At 55.2% G+C, this 18,500-nt stretch carries 19 protein-coding genes; 9 read left to right on the top strand and 10 right to left on the bottom strand.

What is annotated here, in order from left to right; genetic code table 11:
* Nucleotides 1-10: 10 nt before the first annotated feature.
* On the top strand, nucleotides 11-1,057 hold the full coding sequence (locus AC1RKC_RS06080) for a fimbrial protein (protein WP_020825960.1): 1,047 nt from the start codon (nucleotides 11-13) through the stop codon (nucleotides 1,055-1,057).
* A gap of 61 nt (nucleotides 1,058-1,118) precedes the next feature.
* Here AC1RKC_RS06080 and AC1RKC_RS06075 read toward each other — a convergent pair whose 3' ends face one another.
* The 6 genes from AC1RKC_RS06075 to AC1RKC_RS06050 form a co-directional block, all read right to left on the bottom strand.
* Nucleotides 1,119-1,577: a helix-turn-helix domain-containing protein gene (locus AC1RKC_RS06075; protein WP_044549267.1), complete on the bottom strand. Its 459-nt coding sequence runs from the start codon at nucleotides 1,575-1,577 to the stop codon at nucleotides 1,119-1,121.
* 205 nt (nucleotides 1,578-1,782) lie between these two features.
* The gene (locus AC1RKC_RS06070) at nucleotides 1,783-3,360 is read right to left on the bottom strand and encodes a malate:quinone oxidoreductase (protein WP_020825962.1); all 1,578 of its coding nucleotides are present in this window, start codon (nucleotides 3,358-3,360) and stop codon (nucleotides 1,783-1,785) included.
* Between the two features lie 447 nt (nucleotides 3,361-3,807).
* On the bottom strand, nucleotides 3,808-4,380 hold the full coding sequence (locus AC1RKC_RS06065) for a GNAT family N-acetyltransferase (protein ID WP_493091861.1): 573 nt from the start codon (nucleotides 4,378-4,380) through the stop codon (nucleotides 3,808-3,810).
* A 188-nt stretch (nucleotides 4,381-4,568) separates the two neighbouring features.
* Entirely contained in the window at nucleotides 4,569-5,996 is a 1,428-nt protein-coding gene (gene phoA / locus AC1RKC_RS06060) for an alkaline phosphatase (RefSeq protein ID WP_308530469.1), read from the bottom strand.
* 267 nt (nucleotides 5,997-6,263) lie between these two features.
* Nucleotides 6,264-6,971, bottom strand: a complete 708-nt coding sequence (locus AC1RKC_RS06055) for a glutathione S-transferase N-terminal domain-containing protein (protein WP_020825966.1) — start codon at nucleotides 6,969-6,971, stop codon at nucleotides 6,264-6,266.
* Between the two features lie 62 nt (nucleotides 6,972-7,033).
* Nucleotides 7,034-7,717: an ArsR/SmtB family transcription factor gene (locus AC1RKC_RS06050; RefSeq protein WP_046374092.1), complete on the bottom strand. Its 684-nt coding sequence runs from the start codon at nucleotides 7,715-7,717 to the stop codon at nucleotides 7,034-7,036.
* Nucleotides 7,718-7,796: 79 nt separating this feature from the next.
* Between AC1RKC_RS06050 and AC1RKC_RS06045 the strand changes: the two genes are divergently transcribed.
* The 3 genes from AC1RKC_RS06045 to AC1RKC_RS06035 all read left to right on the top strand — a co-directional run bounded on the left by AC1RKC_RS06045 (nucleotide 7,797) and on the right by AC1RKC_RS06035 (nucleotide 9,924).
* Nucleotides 7,797-8,861 carry a cytochrome P450 family protein gene (locus AC1RKC_RS06045; RefSeq protein ID WP_046374091.1) on the top strand — a complete coding sequence of 355 codons (1,065 nt, stop codon included), beginning with the start codon at nucleotides 7,797-7,799 and terminating at the stop codon, nucleotides 8,859-8,861.
* Nucleotides 8,858-9,205 (top strand): antibiotic biosynthesis monooxygenase family protein, encoded by a 348-nt coding sequence (locus tag AC1RKC_RS06040; RefSeq protein WP_020825969.1) that lies wholly within the window; start codon nucleotides 8,858-8,860, stop codon nucleotides 9,203-9,205. The genes AC1RKC_RS06045 and AC1RKC_RS06040 overlap by 4 nt, the downstream gene beginning before the upstream one ends.
* A gap of 224 nt (nucleotides 9,206-9,429) precedes the next feature.
* Nucleotides 9,430-9,924 (top strand): P-loop nucleotide/nucleoside kinase family protein, encoded by a 495-nt coding sequence (locus AC1RKC_RS06035; protein WP_046374090.1) that lies wholly within the window; start codon nucleotides 9,430-9,432, stop codon nucleotides 9,922-9,924.
* A gap of 71 nt (nucleotides 9,925-9,995) precedes the next feature.
* On the opposite strand, the gene cynS is transcribed toward AC1RKC_RS06035, so the two are convergent.
* The gene (gene cynS / locus AC1RKC_RS06030; RefSeq protein ID WP_046374089.1) at nucleotides 9,996-10,466 is read right to left on the bottom strand and encodes a cyanase; all 471 of its coding nucleotides are present in this window, start codon (nucleotides 10,464-10,466) and stop codon (nucleotides 9,996-9,998) included.
* Nucleotides 10,467-10,484: 18 nt separating this feature from the next.
* A complete protein-coding gene (locus AC1RKC_RS06025; RefSeq protein WP_046374088.1) occupies nucleotides 10,485-11,138 on the bottom strand; it encodes a carbonic anhydrase in 654 nt (217 codons plus the stop codon).
* A gap of 114 nt (nucleotides 11,139-11,252) precedes the next feature.
* On the opposite strand from AC1RKC_RS06025, the gene cynR reads away from it, so the two are divergent.
* The 3 genes from cynR to AC1RKC_RS06010 all read left to right on the top strand — a co-directional run bounded on the left by cynR (nucleotide 11,253) and on the right by AC1RKC_RS06010 (nucleotide 14,406).
* On the top strand, nucleotides 11,253-12,155 hold the full coding sequence (gene cynR / locus AC1RKC_RS06020) for a transcriptional regulator CynR (protein WP_129940163.1): 903 nt from the start codon (nucleotides 11,253-11,255) through the stop codon (nucleotides 12,153-12,155).
* Between the two features lie 82 nt (nucleotides 12,156-12,237).
* A complete protein-coding gene (gene mchS3, locus AC1RKC_RS06015; RefSeq protein ID WP_493091869.1) occupies nucleotides 12,238-12,654 on the top strand; it encodes an MchS3 family protein in 417 nt (138 codons plus the stop codon).
* 159 nt (nucleotides 12,655-12,813) lie between these two features.
* Nucleotides 12,814-14,406: an ABC-F family ATPase gene (locus AC1RKC_RS06010; RefSeq protein WP_071827008.1), complete on the top strand. Its 1,593-nt coding sequence runs from the start codon at nucleotides 12,814-12,816 to the stop codon at nucleotides 14,404-14,406.
* A 99-nt stretch (nucleotides 14,407-14,505) separates the two neighbouring features.
* On the opposite strand, the gene moeB is transcribed toward AC1RKC_RS06010, so the two are convergent.
* Together moeB and moeA are read right to left on the bottom strand one after the other, a co-directional pair.
* Entirely contained in the window at nucleotides 14,506-15,261 is a 756-nt protein-coding gene (gene moeB / locus AC1RKC_RS06005; protein ID WP_261451639.1) for a molybdopterin-synthase adenylyltransferase MoeB, read from the bottom strand.
* Nucleotides 15,262-15,263: 2 nt separating this feature from the next.
* Nucleotides 15,264-16,502 (bottom strand): molybdopterin molybdotransferase MoeA, encoded by a 1,239-nt coding sequence (moeA, locus tag AC1RKC_RS06000; RefSeq protein ID WP_046374084.1) that lies wholly within the window; start codon nucleotides 16,500-16,502, stop codon nucleotides 15,264-15,266.
* A gap of 92 nt (nucleotides 16,503-16,594) precedes the next feature.
* Between moeA and AC1RKC_RS05995 the strand changes: the two genes are divergently transcribed.
* The gene (locus AC1RKC_RS05995; RefSeq protein ID WP_046374083.1) at nucleotides 16,595-17,131 is read left to right on the top strand and encodes a DUF924 family protein; all 537 of its coding nucleotides are present in this window, start codon (nucleotides 16,595-16,597) and stop codon (nucleotides 17,129-17,131) included.
* Nucleotides 17,132-17,540: 409 nt separating this feature from the next.
* On the top strand, nucleotides 17,541-18,497 hold the full coding sequence (locus tag AC1RKC_RS05990) for an isoaspartyl peptidase/L-asparaginase family protein (RefSeq protein ID WP_020825978.1): 957 nt from the start codon (nucleotides 17,541-17,543) through the stop codon (nucleotides 18,495-18,497).
* Nucleotides 18,498-18,500 lie beyond the last annotated feature (3 nt).

Genomic DNA, 18,500 nt, shown 5'->3' with positions numbered 1-18,500 from the left:
AGGAATGAATATGTCTTCTTTGTTGTTAAAACATAAAAACCTCGGGCTGGCGGCAGGGCTGCTGGTCACGCTGGGGACGTTCTCGCAGAGCAGCTTTGCGCTGTCTTGTAAGCAGAATGGCAGCGTCAGTCAGATTATTACGCTGGATAAGCCAATTAAAGTGTCAACCGCTAATACGGCGGCGGGGGCTCTGCTGTGGCGCTCGCAAACCTTCACATCGACTTTCCAATGTGTCGATGACCGTGATTACCCCAAAGGCGAAAATGCCTATCTTTACTGGGATCCGAAGAAGGATATGCGCAATATCGACAAATCTATCGAGGTTGGTGTCAACTACAACAGCGTGGATTATAAGCTGACCAATGGCGCAAGACAGGATGTTGGTCCGGGTACACAATGTCGTCCAAATGGTCGCGGTGGTTGTGCCAAACCAGCCCAATCCTTGAGTGTGACGGTGACCTACTCGCTTTATATCAAGGCGACAGGGGCACCTCCGCCTGCTGGTGGGAAAATCACCAACAATGGCACTTATTCCGTATTTCAGGTTGATGGGGTCGGCGGTCTCAACAACGTGGTCGGCAGCAACTTCAATGCCTATATTAACGGTCTGGGAAATATTCAGTTTATTTCCTGTAATCCGAAAATCACCGTAGTGGCTAACAATGGCTCAACCGTGAATTTTGGCACCATTCCGCGTCAGAATGCGGTAGCTGGCAAGATAGAAAAACAAGTACCGTTCTCGGTCAGCGCCAATATGTCTGATCCGGCTACCGGTCAGGATTGCAAGGGCGAGACACTGCAGGCCAGTTTCAGCTCCACTTATCCAGTGCAGGACGCTACGACGATCTTGCCAACCAGCGACAGCGGATTTGGTATCTTGATTTCGCAGGCGGCGACACCAAACACGCCAATCAAGATGAATTCCCCGGTTGATCTGGGCCTGGTCAATGGTAGCACCGTTGAAAAGAACTTCATGGCTAGCCTGAAATGGCTGAATACCAACCCGAAGGTGGGGCCATTCACCGCGTCGGCCAATATCGACGTCACCTTTAAGTAAGATTGCTCAATAAAAAAAGGGGTTCAGCGCAGGCTGAACCCCTTTTTTAATGCCATTTATCTCAGTGTTGACCAACCCAGTTGGTACAGACACTGTCCAGGCATTTACCGGCATACCACAGATGCACGCCAGGGGACTCATGGCGATGCCCGTTCAGCGGTTCTATCGGCTGCGGGTGCATCTCTGCGACGTCCCAGCGAGTTGTGCGACGATAAACCGCCGGCGTTTTGCCGAACTGTTTTTTAAATGCGCGTGAAAAAGACGGCTGAGAATCAAAGTGGAACTGCAGGGCAATGTCGAGAATAGGGCGCGGGGTCGAACGCAGTGCTTGCGCGGCTTGCGACAGTCGACGCTCGCGGATGTAACTGCCTAAAGCATGCCCGGTAGTGCTGCGGAACATCCTTTGCAGGTGCCACTTGGAGTAGCCTGACTTCGCCGCTACGTTGTCTAACAGTAACGGCTGATCCAGATGGGTTTCAATCCAGTCCAGCAAATCGTGAATGATATTAACGCGATCCATTGTTTTAGTTCTCCTGCGGGTACGACATTCAGGTCACAGTAGGTAACAGTAATTATCCAAGCTAGTACTTTGATAATAGGCCGCGGAGACGGGTTACGCAAGTGTTAACCCGGAGGAAAAAGGTGGCTAAACGTGCTCTTTGGGTCGCAGGGAAATGAAAAAGGCCGCACGTGGCGGCCTTGAGCAAAGAGGGGAAAGGCGGGGATCAGTTAGTTTCCGGCTTCACTTCGATATAGTCCAACTGCAAGACGCTGCTGGTGTAGCCGCGGATCTTGTTGGTCATTTCAATATCGCCGTTCAGCTTGTGGCCGTAAGACGGAATGATCTCTTTCAGTTTGCTCTGCCATTCCGGCGTAGCCACTTTATCTTTGAACACTTTCTCCATCAGGTGCAGCATGATCGGTGCGGCAGTTGATGCGCCCGGTGATGCACCCAGCAGAGCGGCAATGCTGCCATCTTCGGAACTGACCACTTCGGTACCGAACTGCAGTACGCCACCTTTATCTGCATCTTTTTTGATGATCTGCACGCGTTGGCCGGCGGTCCACAGTTTCCAGTCTGCCTGTTTGGCTTCAGGGAAGTACTCTTTCAGCGCAGCGAAACGATCGTCGTCGTTCATCATCAACTGACCCACCAGGTATTTCACCAGGTCGAAGTTGTCCAGCCCGACGTGGGTCATTGGCATCAGGTTCGAAGTGCTCAGGGAGTGCAGCAGGTCGAACAGTGAACCGTTTTTCAGGAACTTGCCGGAGAAGGTGGCGAACGGTCCGAACAGCAAGACACGCTTGCCGTCCAGCATGCGGGTATCCAGGTGCGGAACCGACATCGGCGGTGAACCTACGCTGGCCAGGCCATAAACCTTGGCCAGGTGTTGGTCAGCGATTTCCGGGTTGGTGGTGACCAGGAACTGACCGCCGACAGGGAAGGCACCGTAGCCTTCGGCTTCGGGAATGCCGGTTTTCTGCAGCAGCGTCAGAGAAGCACCGCCTGCACCGATAAACACGAATTTGGCATTCACGGTGGTTTCTTTGCCGTCGCGGTTCAGATCGGCCACGGTGACGCGCCAGGTGTTGTCGGCATTGCGCTTGATGTCGCGGACTTCATGGCTCAGGTTCAGCTTGAAGTTCGGGTTTTTGGTCAGCGTGTCCACCAGTTGGTGGGTGATCACGCCAAAGTTAACGTCGGTACCCAGCGGCATGCGGGTCGCAGCAATTTTCTGCGCCGGATCGCGGCCGTTCATCACCAGCGGAGCCCACTGTTTAATCTGGTTAGGGTCTTCTGAGTACTCCATACCACGGAACAGGGTGCTGTGTTGCAGTGCGGCATAGCGTTTGCGCAGGAAGTTGACGTTGTCGTCACCCCAGACAAAGCTCATGTGCGGCACACTGTTAATAAAGGATTTTGGATCTTTCAGGACGTTATTTTTCACCTGATAAGACCAGAATTGACGCGAGATTTCAAAAGACTCGTTAACCACCACGGCTTTGCTGATGTCGATGGTGCCGTCTTTTTTTTCCGGGGTATAGTTCATTTCAGCGAAGGCGGAGTGACCGGTACCGGCGTTGTTCCAGCCGTTGGAGCTTTCTTCAGCCACGCCGTTCATGCGCTCATACATGTCGATGGACCAGTTTGGCTCCAGCTCATGCAGGTAGGTCCCCAGCGTGGCGCTCATGATGCCACCGCCGATCAGTACCACATCAACGGACTTATTCTCTTCCGCCGTCGCCTGTTGCGTAACGCCAAACAGGTTCAGACAGAAGATCAGGACGAGTAATTTTCTCATTGAATCAAATCTCTTGTGTGTAAATTCTACTCATTGCAGGTGAAAGAATTTATCGGGAGTTACCCTGGAAATAAGTAAAACTAACCCGCCCGGCTAAGCCGAGTGACAGTGATAATGTCTTTTTGTTAATCGTTTTCTTAACGAAAAGTGGATTATTACAGGCTGTCTGGGGACAGGTTGTTCAACTCTGGTTACTGCGGGGATATTATTGTTTGCAATATTGTTAAAAACTACTTTTGTAACTAAAAAAAGCCCATTAAAGGCAGGAATCATTCATTTATTATTTTTATTTAAATATAACCGCTAAATTAATAAGGTCTAATTGCCGCTGATTTAAACGATATCCCAATATCACACAATATTTATGGAATAATGGCAAATAGCAGCAGGTAACAAAATGAAAATGGCCGCCGGGCATTTCAGTGCGGCCAAGATGCTGGTTGACGCTTAGCGGCGGGCCTTTATTGCTGCCGACGGCCACTCTTCTTTCAGCAGTGCATAAATCAGTTCATCACCCCATTGGCCATTGAAACGATCGTTTTGTCGCAGGTGCGCCTCTTTGCGCATCCCCAGACGTTCGACGACCCCGATAGACCCCTGATTGGCAGCATCGAGCCGGGCAAAAATGCGGTGACAGCCCACTTGGTTAAACCCCCGATCCAACACCGCTTGCACAGCTTCGCTAGCATAACCTTTACCGGCATAAACCGGGCTGAAGATATAACCGATCTCGGCTTGTAATGCTGCGCGGTTAGCCAGTTTCAACAACACTTCACCGATCAACTCTCCGCTGTCCTTCAGGGTGACGGCGCAATAAAAAATATCGCCGTCCTGACTGAAGCGCGAAGCTATCGCCTGAGCAAGCTGATCGGCCAGTTGCGCGCTGTCCGGGGTGGGGGCATACAGATAACGATAGACCTCCGGCAAACGGTGGTAAGTCGAGTAGGCTTCGAGATCGTCGAGCGTGAAGCGGCGCAGTTGCAGGCGTTCGGTGGTGAAGGGCAGGGTAATCAAATGCAAGAGCTCATCCTTATTGTCGGGTGGGATCACATTGGTTTGTTTACGGACAGGGCAGAACATTTTTGCGAGGAATACAGGTCCCACAATATAGCAGTAGCCTGGAGGTTTCAAACGGCGAAAACCCTGTTCATCGCCGACGTGAGCAACGATGAACAGGGTTTAATTAATCAGTGGACGGGGTCGTTAGCTTACTTGATCGCCATGGCGTCACGCATGGTATAGAACAAATCTGTCTGATCGGTCAGACCGACGACGTTGGCGGCATGCGGGCCGTAGGCGGCAACACGCAGCTGGGTGCCGGTGTGGCCCTGCGAATCATCTTCCGAGTTGCCGTAGCTGATGGTCATCGGCGCGCCATCTTTGGTGGTCAGCATTTGCGTCAGGCCCGGCGCTTTGGCGTCGGCGGCGATAATCTGGCTGGAGTGAGCATGGTCAGCGGTGACGATCACCAGAGTGTTGCCGTCGGCACGGGCGAATTCCAATGCTTTCTGCACGGCTTCATCCAGATCGACAGTTTCCCCGAACTGGCCGCACGGGTTGGCGGCATGATCCTGTTTGTCGATCGATGCGCCTTCAACCTGCAGGAAGAATCCGTTTTTATTGGTTTTCAGCAGGTCGATGGCTTTCTCGGTCATAACCGCCAGCGTCGGGATATCCGCCGTACGTGCCGGGTTGTTCTGACAGGTCACCGCCGGCTGGTCGAGATTACCGTGATAGCTGGCCTTCGGCCCCTGCCAGCGTACCGGCATATTGCCGGCGGCAAACAGCCCCAACAGCGGCTTTTGCTGATTGGCGACGTTAACGGCGTTCAGGGCATCGAGGTTTTCCACCCACTGATAACCTAATGCAGTTGCCTGCTCTTTCAGTGATTTTCCCTGCCATTCGCCACTTTTGGCTAACTGATTAAAGGATTTTGCTCCGCCGCCTAAGGTGACGTCGGCGCGGGCTTTGAGTAACTGCTCACTGATCGAACCGCGGCCGCCATTTTCCAGCGCGTTGGTTGCGCATTTTTCACTGGTCTCTTCCGGGCCGTAACATTTACGCGAGGTGACGTGGGAAATCTGCGCCGCAGGTGTGGCGTCTTGCAACTCTGCGGTGGAAACGTTGCCGGTGGCTTTACCCGCCGCTTTGGCAATTTCCAATAAGGTCGGTTGGTCTTTGCCATTAACGTCAACGCCCAGCGCGCCGTTATAGGTTTTGACGCCGGTGGACCAGGCAGTCGCCGAGGCGGCGGAGTCAGTGACGTAATCCGGCTTGTGGGTTTTCTTGTCCAGCGAATAATGGGTGTATTGGCCGGTTAACGGCAGGGCATCGATGCCTTTAAAATAGCCGCCTGCGCCTTCGGCATAATTGCGTGCCGAAGTGATTTCCGAATCGCCCATGCCGTCGCCAATCAGCAAAATCACATTCTTGACCGTTTTATCAGACAACGAAGCTTTCAATGCCGCGGTTTGATCACCACTCAGGCGACGTGCTCCGCCGGGTTCAACGATATTGCCGCGAGCCGCACGCTCGGAAAGTCCGGCAGCGTTGGCCGGCGTCTCATCGGCGAAGGCGCTTGAGCATAATAAGGCGGATAACACGGCACTGGCGATCAGGGAAACTGGCTGCAACATCGGGGAAAGCTCCTTGTCGTAATATAAAAACATAAATACCCGGTCGCCTTTCAAGCTACAGCGTGGTTACCAGCACTCGCTAACCCCAAGTTACTTACTGGAGTAAGCGCCTGGGGATGAGCGAGCAGGATGCCTGACTGTGGCTTAAAAATCATAGGGGTATAACACGAACTTGTTAGGCAGGGAGGGTAATGCAGGGGTGTGACACTTTTATGGCGACAAAGAAGACGCAAAAGGGATAGCCGGGCGGCTATCCCAGGCAAGCCATTATTCGCTGCGGGCGGGAATGTTGACGCCGCGTTGCACCGCCGGTCGTGCCAGACCGCGCTCCAGCCATTGCCCTACGCGTGGGAAACTGTCGAAATCGACTATCTCGCGGGCTTCGTAGAAGCCGATCAGATTACGCACCCAGCCCAACAGTGAAATGTCGGCAATGGTGTAATCCTGGCCCATGATCCAGTCGCGGCCTTCAAGCCGGCTTTCCAGTACGCCCAGCAGGCGTTTCGACTCATTCTTATAACGCTCAAGCGGGCGCTTATCTTCGTATTCACGACCGGCGAAACGGTGGAAGAAGCCGAGCTGACCGAACATGGGGCCAACGGCCGCCATTTGGAAAAATACCCACTGAATGGTTTCATAACGCAGAGCCGGATCCTGCGGCAGGAACTTGCCACTTTTTTCCGCCAGATACAGCAGAATGGCGCCGGATTCGAACAGGGGTAATGGCTTGCCGCCAGGGCCATCGGGATCGATGATTGCCGGGATCTTGCCGTTCGGATTCAGCGACAAAAACTCGGGCGTCCAGGTCTCGTTTTTGCCGATGTCGATCAGGTGCGCTTCATACGGCAGGCCGATCTCCTCCAGCATGATAGAAACTTTTACCCCGTTCGGCGTGGGCAGCGAATAGAGCTGCAGCCGCTCCGGATGCTGCGCCGGCCACAGTTTGGTGATTGGGAATTGGGTTTGATCGAGCATGGGAGTCCTCGGGTTGACGGTTTGCTTATTGAGTATTGCACCAAAACTAACCTGTTGTGAGGTTAAACAGTGAGGTCAAAATGTGCTTTAAGCGCTTTTTTCCCGCTGGCGGTGAGCTGCAGTTCACGACTCTCCAACTGGCGTTTTATCCAGCCACGACGGATAAATGCGGTAAGCATCGCCGCACCTAATGCACCACCCAGATGGGCCTTGCGCTCGCTCCAGTCCAGGCAACCGCAGGCGAAGCGTCTTCGTGAGGGCGCAGGGGAACAGTCGACGCCCAACCGAGTGAGTGCAGCGTGGCCGGCCTCGCTTAACCGATAGTCTTCCTCACCATCTAACCAGGTTAGCTGATGCAGGCGTTGGTGCAGTTTTACCGCCACTTCACCGGCCAGATGGTCATAACAGGTACGAGCGAATTGCAATGACGTCGGAGTAGTGCTTTTCACCACGGGCTTTTCGACGCCGGCCAGTGCCATTAGCGTTTCCAGCGCGGCGGCGACTTCCGGCCCTGTCAGACGGAAATAGCGGTAACGCCCTTGCTTGACGCAGGCGATCAGTCGCTGTTCCTGCAGGCGTGCCAGATGGCCGCTGGCCGTAGAGGCGGCAACGTCCACCGCGGCGCTGAGTTCGGTGGCGGTATAAGCGCGACCATCCATCAGCAGGCACAGCATGCGCGCCCGGGTGCGGTCGGCAATGGCACCGCTCAGTGCCGCCAGACGATCTTCAATATCGATGTTATTCATACTTCGAGATTAGGCGAAGTATGGCTGTGCGTCCACCGTTAGGATGGGTTCACACCGGCCAAGCCTACTGGAGAACAACATGGCAACCTGCCCTTATTCCCGCGCCATTGCTGCCGTCACGGCCGATGATCCGCGGGCCAATTATATGCAATTGGAACCCATGCAGTTTCAGCCGCAAAAGCAAAGTTGGATCGCCGTTTCGCCTTTAGCCGTGCGGGAGGTTTTGCACAATATTGACTTTGGCGTTCGGCCCACCGATGAACCTATCCCGGCAGCCTTGCTGGGTACACCGGCGCAATCCATCTTTGGCAATTTGGTGCGTATGCGAGATGGCGACGAGCATGTCAGGCTTAAAAAGGCCATCGTGCAAACTTTAGCGGCTTTTGACTCATCTCTAGTCCAACAAACCGCGAGGGCTGTGGCGCAAGAATTGATGCCTGCAATAGCGAATGCGAGGCAGATCACCCGTTTTAATTATGCTCTGCCAGTGTGTGTTATCGCGGCACTTTTGGGCATCCCCGCCAAGGAATGGGCTGAGCTGGTTGACGAGATACTGGACTTCTCCCGCTGTATAGCGCCTGGCGGCAGTGCACCTCAGGTGGCGCTCGGGATCCGGGCGGTAGAATCTATTTCGGCACGTCTCACAAACTGTTGTGGTCCACTATGGCAGGAATTGCAGCAGGTCTCTGCACAACTCGGCCTTGAAGATCGGGTCGTGGTGGCCAACGCCATCGGTTTGATGTTCCAAGCCTGCGAAAGCACCGCCGGTTTGATCGGTCAGACGTTATTGCTGATGGGCGACAACACGGAAAGTGTGCCACAACGCATTGAACAGATACTGACTGAAATGCCCTCGATCCAAAATACTCGCCGCTTTGCCCGGCAGGATACCCAGGTCGCCGGCTGCCAGGTGTTGGCCGGACAAAGCGTATTGGTTTTGCTGTGTGCAGGAGACGAAAGTTTTGCTTTCGGCGAAGGGGCGCATCGCTGCCCGGGGGCTGACTGGGCGAAAATTATCGCACAGTGTGGCATCCAGCATGTATTGGCATTGGGCGTTGATGTTCAAACGTTGAACAACGTTCGCTGGCGGGTTTCGCAAAATGCGCGCGTACCCGAATTTTTCTCTGACAGGAGCGCCCTATGATTGCCGTTATTTTTGAGCTGCAGGCCGCTGACGGCCAACGTGAGACCTACCTTGATTTGGCCGCCGATCTGAAGCCGCTACTGGCAGAAATTGACGGTTTTATTTCCATTGAGCGTTTTCAAAGCCTGGCCGATCCGCAGCGGCTGCTGTCACTGTCCTTTTGGCGTGATGAGGCGGCGGTACAACAGTGGCGAAATGTCGAGCAGCACCGAGCCGCACAGAAACGGGGCCGCCATGGCGTGCTGGCACAGTATCGCCTGCGGGTGGCTGAGGTGGTGCGGGACTATGGTCTGGATCAGCGAGAACAGACCCCGCATGACAGCCGCGGCTATCACGCGGGGTAAAGTGCGCGGCCATTATCAGTTATGACTCTGTGAGGCACAGCGTTGTTGACAATATGTGGGGATTTGCCTTATTGATAATGTATGAGCATAAACAAGGTTTCATTCGCGCAGATTATTATCACCATTCTCGGAGTGGTGGGATAGCGCGTCTCTGTCATGCTAAAACCCGCCGGTAAGGCGGGTCATCTTTTCCTCCTGCCGGTACTCACTTTCAGGAGAACGCCATGAATAATTCCTCCCACGCCGTTTTACATTTGATGTGCGGCAAAGCCGGCTCCGGCAAATCAACCCTGGCAAATCGACTTGCGCAGCAGCCCCATACGCTGCTGATCGTTGAAGATAGCTGGTTGGCAACGTTATATGACCAGCAGATGAAAACCCTACAGGACTACGTTCGTTATTCCGCCAACCTGCGGCAGGTGCTGAGCGAGCATTTGGTGCAACTGCTGCGGCATGGTCTGTCGGTGGTGCTGGATTTTCCGATGAATACGCCGGATCGGCGCTTATGGGCCAGACAACTGGCGGAGGAGGCCGGTGTAGCGCACTGCCTGCATTTTCTGGACGTTAGCAATGCGCAGTGCAAGAGCAGAATAAAACACAGAAATGAGCAAGGTGAACATCCCTTTGTGCTCAGTGAAGAGACCTTCGATCTGCTCACGCAATATTTTGTCGCCCCTACCGAGGAAGAACGCCTGAGCCTTATCAGATACGGTGAATAGATGGGGTGAAGCGCAGAGACCGCGGAGAAAAGCATCCAATGCCGGCGACGCTATCGCCGGCATCGTCAGGATCAGAAAGGCTTGGTCGGCAGGTATTTACCGTCCAGGGTGATCACTGCGCGTTCGCCACCGTCCGGATCCGGCACTTTCTTGATGTCCAGTTTGAAGTTAATCGCACTGATAATGCCGTCGCCAAACTGCTCATGCACTAGCGCTTTCAGCGTGGAGCCGTAAATTTGCACCATTTCATAAAAGCGATAAATGGTTGGATCGGTCGGCACACCGCCAGGGATGCTGCCGCGCAGCGGAATGGTTTGCAGCAGACGGATGGCGTCTTCGTCCAGATCGAGCTTGGCGGCCACCACACGTGCCGCCTGTTCTGGCAGCGGATGCTGACCCAGCAGAGCGGCGGTGACGAAGGCCAGACTCAGCCCGGTACCCTGGTTGATCGCTTCGAAAGTCAGGTTTTTACGGATCTTGGCGGCCATAATGGTGTCGGTCAAGGTTTCGCGTGGGGATGAATAATGCAGGGACTGTGTCATGTTATCTCCTTATTGAGATTAAAAACGGGATACGGCAGGGGTAGCCGTGACATTTGGATTGGTGGCCAGTGGAATAAAGCGGCGGGTTTCGCCATCCAGCGCTTCAATACAGCCGCTGGCAATGTCATAGACCCAACCGTGCAGCTTCAACCGGCCCTGCTCAAGCGCCAGCGCCACTGAAGGGTGGGTTTTAATATTGGTCAGTTGTGCGATGACGTTCTCACGCACCATCGAACTGACGCGTTCACTTTCAGAGGTATGCGGATGGGCCTGATTCACCGCCTTGGCTGAATCGGCGTAACGCAGCCAATTCGCTACGGTTGGCATATGATCCAGGCACTGACAGGTGGCGATGGCGGTCATTGCGCCGCAGTCGGAGTGTCCGCAGATCACGATATCTTCCACGCCGAGTGCGGCGACGGCATATTCCACAGAAGCTGTTACGCCGCCCGGCTCCGGGCCGAACGAAGGCACGATATTGCCGGCATTGCGGATCACGAACAGGTCACCCGGCTCACGCTGGGTGATCAGTTCCGGCACCAGGCGGCTGTCGGAACATGAGATAAACAGGGTGCGTGGATTCTGGCGCGTGGCCAGCTGCCGGAACAGTTCGGAACGTTCGACAAACGCCTCGCGCTGGAACTTCAAAAAACCCTCAATAACCTCTTTCATGCTGTCTCCATCTGGATGCTGTTAAGCGATGGGGGCATGATGCGCCGCTGTGGCTATAGGGTCTAAGACCCATTTATAATGGTCTCCATAGGAATTACTAATAGTTGAGGCGTTATGCTACTGCGACACATCCGTTATTTTCTTGCCGTTGCCGAACAGGGCAACTTCACCCGCGCCGCCGAAGCGCTACACGTCTCGCAACCGACGCTGTCGCAACAAATCAAGCAGTTGGAAGAAAACCTGGGAACGCCTCTGTTTGATCGTTCCGGCCGAACGGTGCGCCTGACCGACGCCGGTATGGCCTGGATGCGCTATGCCCGGCTGGCGCTGCAGGATCTGGAAGCCGGCACTCGGGCGATCCACGACGTGGCGACGCTGGAACGCGGTAATTTGCGGCTGGCGATGACGCCAACCTTTACCGCCTATCTGGTGGGGCCTGTTATCGATGCTTTTTATCGGCAATATCCGGGCGTTTCGGTGAGTATTCATGAAATGACGCAGGACAGGATCGAGGCGCTTCTGGCGGAAGACCGGCTGGATGTGGGGATCGCGTTCAGTCAGGCGCAATCGGTGGATATCGTGGCCGAGGAGCTGTTTACCGAGTCACTGAATATGATGGTTGGGGCTGAGCACCCGCTGGTTCAACAGCGTGAGCCTTTGAGTGCGCAGGTGTTCGAACAGCAACCGCTGGTATTACTGAGCGAGGACTTCGCTACCCGTCAGTTTATCGACGATTATTGTCGTCGACAGGGGATCCGCCCCCGGGTAGCAATGGAGGCCAACGCAATTGGTGCCATCATTGAAATTGTGCGCCGTGGCCAACTGGCTACCCTGCTGCCGGCAGCGGTTGCGCAGGAAAACCCGCAGTTGCACCCGGTACGGCTTACCGACGTCATGCCCGCTCGCCGGGCGGTGTTGCTGCAGCGTAAAGACGCCTACCGTAGCGCGGCGTCACGGGCGTTTATCGAGGTTTTGCACCGGCAGAAATTTAGCCAGGGACATTTCGGCCCGCTATAAAACCGGCTGAATACCGTGGTAGTGTGGGGCACCGAGCTGGTCCGATCGTCACTTTCATTCTTGGTTGAATAGGGAGGTTTTTGTGAAAAGGATCTTGAGCGTTATTATTTTGGTTTTTGTTTCTTTATGTTCCTTCAACGGTTACGCCGCTGAGCAACACCGTGAAGCGACAGAAAATAATTTATCCAAGGTGACTCATTTCTCTTTGGGAATGAACGGGTTTGTTGGCATTGGCAGTGCCGGTGAAACCGAAGTAATAGAAATCCTAACCTACCAGGACGCGGGGGCCGTTTTCTTGCGTATTGCCAATAACCCGCAGGCAACCCCAGAAGCGAAACTTTATGCTGCCTGCGGCTTAAAAAAGCTCAATAACAAAACCGGCGAACCCAATTTCACCCAAGTGTGGGATCAACCGGTTTCGGTATTGAAAGGGGATGTTTTAAGGAAAGAAAAATTCAGCGATGTTTATTTCAGTATTCTAAAACAGGGGTGTTGGTAAACCTCTGCATTCACCTCCCTCAGGCCGAGACGTTCTTTCCACTTGGCCTGCCGCCGCACCTTTGCTCAAATTGTCACCGAAACTTCCCGCGATCTCTGTTGCCCGTTATGGCATAATGCGCGCCAAATCACATTCCCAATGATATGAAGAGCGAGCGCTGTGTTAAGCACTAACAACATCACTATGCAGTTTGGCAGTAAGCCGCTGTTTGAAAACATCTCCGTTAAGTTTGGCGGCGGTAACCGCTATGGTTTGATCGGCGCCAACGGCTGCGGCAAATCTACATTTATGAAAATCCTGGGCGGCGATCTGGTGCCGAGCGGCGGCAACGTGTTCCTCGATCCGAACGAGCGCCTGGGTAAACTGCGTCAGGATCAGTTCGCTTTCGAGCAATACAGCGTGCTGGACACCGTCATCATGGGCCACAACGAACTGTGGGCGGTGAAGGAAGAGCGCGATCGCATTTATGCGCTGGCTGAAATGAGCGAAGAAGACGGCTATAAAGTGGCCGATCTGGAAGTGGCCTACGGCGAGATGGACGGTTATACCGCCGAAGCGCGCGCCGGCGAACTGCTGCTCGGCGTCGGCATCCCGGTTGAACAGCATTATGGCCCGATGAGCGAAATCGCACCGGGCTTCAAACTGCGCGTATTGCTGGCGCAGGCGCTGTTCTCCGATCCGGAAATTCTGTTGCTCGACGAACCGACCAACAACCTGGACATCGACACTATTCGCTGGCTGGAGCAGGTGCTGAACGAACGTAACAGCACCATGGTTATCATTTCGCACGACCGTCACTTCCTGAACATGGTTTGTACTCACATGGCGGATTTGGACTACGGTGAGCTGCGCGTGTATCCGGGTAACTACGACGAATATATGACGGCGGCTACGCAGGCGCGTGAACGTCTGGTTGCGGATAACGCCAAGAAGAAGGCGCAGATTAACGAACTGCAATCGTTCGTGAGCCGCTTCAGTGCCAACGCCTCCAAATCCAAGCAGGCAACCTCACGTGCCCGCCAGATCGACAAGATCCAGCTGGAAGAAATTAAGGCTTCAAGCCGTCAGAACCCGTTCATCCGTTTCGAACAGGACAAAAAACTGTTCCGTAACGCGCTGGAAGTGGAAGCGCTGGCCAAAGGTTTCGACAACGGTCCTCTGTTCAGCAAGTTCAACCTGATGGTTGAAGTGGGCGAGAAAGTGGCGGTGTTGGGCCCGAACGGTATCGGTAAATCTACCCTGCTGAAAACGCTGGTGGGCGATACGTTGCCGGACAGCGGTACCGTGAAATGGTCTGAAAATGCCAAGATCGGTTACTACGCTCAGGATCACGAATACGAATTCGATGACACCCTGACGGTGTTCGACTGGATGAGCCAGTGGAAGCAGGAAAAAGACGACGAGCAGGCGGTGCGCAGCGTGCTGGGCCGTTTGCTGTTCAGCCAGGACGACATCAAGAAGAAAGTGAAGGTGTTGTCCGGGGGTGAGAAGGGCCGCATGCTGTTTGGCAAGCTGATGATGCAGCGCCCTAATATCCTGGTTATGGATGAACCGACCAACCACCTGGATATGGAATCCATCGAGTCGCTGAACATGGCGCTGGAAATGTACGAAGGCACCTTGATCTTCGTTTCCCACGACCGTGAATTCGTTAGCTCGTTGGCGACCCGCGTACTGGAAATGACGCCGACCAAAGTGATCGACTTTACCGGCAACTACGAAGATTATCTGCGTAGCCAGGGTATCGTGTAACCCAGCGGCAGGGGCGCAGCATGCTGCGCCCGAAGCTATAACCGGTGACGAATTTGTCATCAAACTCAGGCGGGAGCATTCCCGCCTTTTTTGTCTCTGCTATTCCCCACCGCAAACGTCGCACTGCGGATCCTTCGGCAGCTTCATCTCGCGGAACTGCATCGTCATGGCATCAAACATCAGCAGTTTTCCGGTGAGCGGTTGGCCGTACTGCGTCAGCAGTTTGATGGCCTCCATCGCTTGCAGCGTGCCGATGGTACCGACCAGCGGTGCCATGACACCGGCCTCGACGCAGGTGAGGGCGTTGTCACCGAATAACCGACTCAGGCAGCGGTAGCAGGGTTCTTCGGGCTGATAGGTGAAGACGCTGAGCTGCCCTTCCATGCGGATCGCCGCGCCGGACACCAAGGGTTTACGCTGAGCATGACAGAGGCGATTTAGCAGATTGCGCGTCGCCACGTTGTCAGTGCAGTCCAACACCAAATCGCAGGCGGTAATTTGCGCCGCCATCTGGTCGTCGTCCAGCTGTGCATCAACAGTTTCTATCTGAGCATGTGGGTTGATGGCACTGAGTTCGAGACGGGCCGATTCAACTTTCGTCATACCGATGCGCGCGTCGCGGTGCAGGATTTGGCGCTGCAGGTTAGAGAGTGAAACGGTGTCGAAATCAACCAGCGTCAGGTGGCCGACGCCCGCCGCGACCAGATAGGGGGCGGCGGCGCAGCCTAACCCGCCGAGGCCGACAATCAGTACCCGGGCGGCCTTCAGTTTTTCCTGACCGTCGAAGTCAAAGCCACGCAGGATAATCTGGCGGTTATAGCGCAGCGCTTCGGCATCGGTTAATTCCGGCAGCATGCTCAGCTCCTCAGCAAGGCGTTGAAGGGCTCAATGTCCACTTTTTCGCCCACTGCCACGGAGCCGCGTTCGCGCTCCAGCACGATAAAGCAGTTACCCTGGCTGAAAGAACTGAACACGTGTGACCCTTGATGGCCGGTGGTGCTCACTTCCAGCTCGCCCTGAGCGTTACTGCTAAATACACCGCGCTGAAAATCAAGGCGTCCCGGCGCTTTCTTCAAGGGGGTCAGGGCACGAGCCTGCAAACGCGGTGGCAAATGCCAGTCGCTGTGGCCCGCCAGCTTCGCCAACAGCGGCTGCACCAGTTGGTAGAAGGTCAGCGCTGCGGATACTGGATTGCCCGGCAGGCCGCAGAACCAGGCCTGTTTGAGCTTGCCGAAGGCAAAGGGTTTACCGGGTTTGATCGCCAGCTTCCAGAAGCCGACTTCGCCCAGCTCGTCGAGCATCTGCTTGGTGTAGTCGGCTTCACCGACCGAGACGCCACCGCTGCTGATCACCACATCGGCCTGGCGGTCTGCCTGCTCGAAGGCGGCGCGTAGCGCGTTTTGGTCATCACGAATAATGCCCAGATCCAGCGTTTCGCAACCCAACTGTTCCAGCATCAGGCGCACGGCAAAGCGGTTGGTATCATAGATTTGGCCCGCCTGCAGCGGCTGCCCGACCGGCTGTAACTCGTCGCCGGTGGAGAACACCGCTACCTTCAGCTTACGTACCACCTGCACCTCGGCGACACCGAGCGAGGCCAACAGCGGCAACTGCGCAGCGCCCAGTCTGATACCCTCAGGTAAAACCCCGGCACCCTGGCGAATATCTTCCCCCGCCAGGCGAATATTTTGCCCAGCTTGCACTTCGGCCGTGAAGCGCACGCCGGCATCGCCGACTTCTGCCTGTTCTTGCATGATCACCGCCTCGGCCCCTGCTGGGACAGGCGCGCCTGTCATGATGCGTACGCAGGTACCGGCTGGCCAGTCGCCGTCGAACGGAGCACCGGCAAAAGCTTTGCCCGCGACCGGCAGCGGCGCGTTGGCTTGCAGATCGGCGAGGCGCACGGCATAGCCGTCCATGGCCGAATTGGCGAAGGGCGGTACATCAATCGGCGAAATGACCGGCGCGGCGGTAATGCGGCCGGCGGCGGCGGTCAGGGCAATGGATTCGCTCTGCTGAAGGGGGGAGATCTGGCTGAGCATCTTCTCCAACGCCTGCTCCAGGGAAATAAGATCGGAAGTATGGCAATGATCCATAAGGAACTCCGTAATCAGGGTGCGCGACAAATGGCGGCAAAGTGGGGGTATTATGAAGGATGCTATGCTGAAGTAAACAACGGGAGGCAGTGATGCACAGACAGGTATTAGACTTTTGGTTTGACGAGATCGAACCGGCAATGTGGTTCAAAAAGGACGATGATTTCGATCGCCTGTTGCATACGCGCTTTGGTCAGATCTGGCAGGCCGCCGCCGCAGGCGAGCTGGCGCACTGGCGAGAAACCATTGAGGGGCGGTTGGCCGAGGTGATCGTGCTCGATCAGTTCAGTCGCAACCTGTTCCGCGGCACGCCGCGTTCATTTGCCAGCGACTGCATGGCGTTAGTGCTGGCACAGGAAGCGATCCGTAGTGGGCAATGTGAACGACTTACGCCAGAGCAACGGGGCTTTCTCTATTTGCCCTTTATGCATTCAGAGTCGGCGTTGATTCATCAACAGGCTTTGGCGTTGTATACCGAACTGGGCAATGCCAATCAGTTGGAGTTTGAAGTGCGGCACAAAGCCATTATTGACCGCTTTGGCCGTTATCCACACCGTAATGCGATATTAGGCCGAGTCTCTACCCCGGAGGAGGAAGCTTTTCTGCTGTTGCCGGGGTCAGGATTCTAAATATTGATCATCTGCGTTCAGCCGGCTAAAAAACAGCAGGTTGAACGCACAACGGCCGGATATTTAGAGATATCGATTATTTTTGCCGGTAATTACTGTGTGCCCCTCACGGGTTTCTACCAAAAATCCCAATCGTTATTCAGAACGGTTTTTCCAATTTATAACCCTCTGTTTTTATTCCATTAAGCTATTTCAATGTGCGAAATAATCTAAGCGGGCTACGCTAAAAGCTGGGCGAAGACTTTATGCTTTACTTCGATTGCGCGGCTAAATATAGTCGGGAAAAGGCCGAATAATAATTATACCCGTCGCCTTGCCGGCCGCCGCGTTGTGGGCTGCCGCCGAGGTGAATCTATTTCCCCTTCAATGAGGGGCGGGATTGGCAGGATTAACACAGGGTGACAGGCAAATGAGCAAACCAGTGATTGCCATTCATGGCGGTGCGGGCGCAATTACCCGTGCGGCGCTGAGTGCTGAAAAGGAACAGGAGTATATTCAGGCGTTGTCCGACATCGTCGCCGCCGGCCAGCAGATCCTGGCCCAGGGTGGCAGCGCCCTGGATGCGGTCACCGAGGCGGTGAGGCTGCTGGAAGAGTGCCCATTGTTTAATGCCGGTAAAGGCTCGGTATTCACTCATCAGGGCACCCACGAGTTGGATGCCTGTGTGATGGATGGGAGCACCTGCGATGCCGGTGCCGTGGCCTGCGTCAGCCGGATACGCAATCCGGTGCTGGCTGCGCGCGCGGTATTGGAAAACAGCCAGCACGTGCTGTTCGCTGGGGAGGGGGCGGAGAAATTTGCCGCCGCCCACGATCTTGAAATGGTCGCACCCGATTTCTTCTTTACCCAACCACGTTTTGACCAACTGCACCGTGCTCAGGCAGAGCTTGGGCGTGTGTTGCTCGATCACGATGGCGCTGCGCAAAGCGGTGAGCCGATCGACCCCGATCGTAAATTCGGTACCGTTGGCGCGGTGGCGCTGGATGCCCTGGGCAACCTGGCGGCCGCAACGTCGACGGGCGGCATGACCAACAAACAGGCCGGCCGGGTGGGGGATACGCCGATCATCGGTGCCGGTTGTTACGCCAACAATGCCACGGTGGCGGTCTCCAGCACGGGTACCGGGGAAACCTTCATGCGCGGCGTGTCGGCCTATGACGTTTCCGCGTTGATGGAGTACGCCGGGCTCAGTCTGCAGCAGGCCACTGACCGGGTGGTGATGGAAAAACTGCTGGCGATGGGTGGCAGCGGCGGCATGATTGCCATCGACAGTCACGGCAACGTGGCGCTGCCTTTCAACAGTGAAGGCATGTACCGCGGTTTCGGTTATGTCGGCGATGCGCCGTCCGTAGGGATTTACCGCTAACCG

Source organism: Serratia sp. GW822-FHT06E05 (assembly GCF_058799445.1).
The sequence above is the reverse complement of the archived record's forward strand: the minus strand, read 5'-3'. Positions and strand labels throughout refer to the sequence as shown.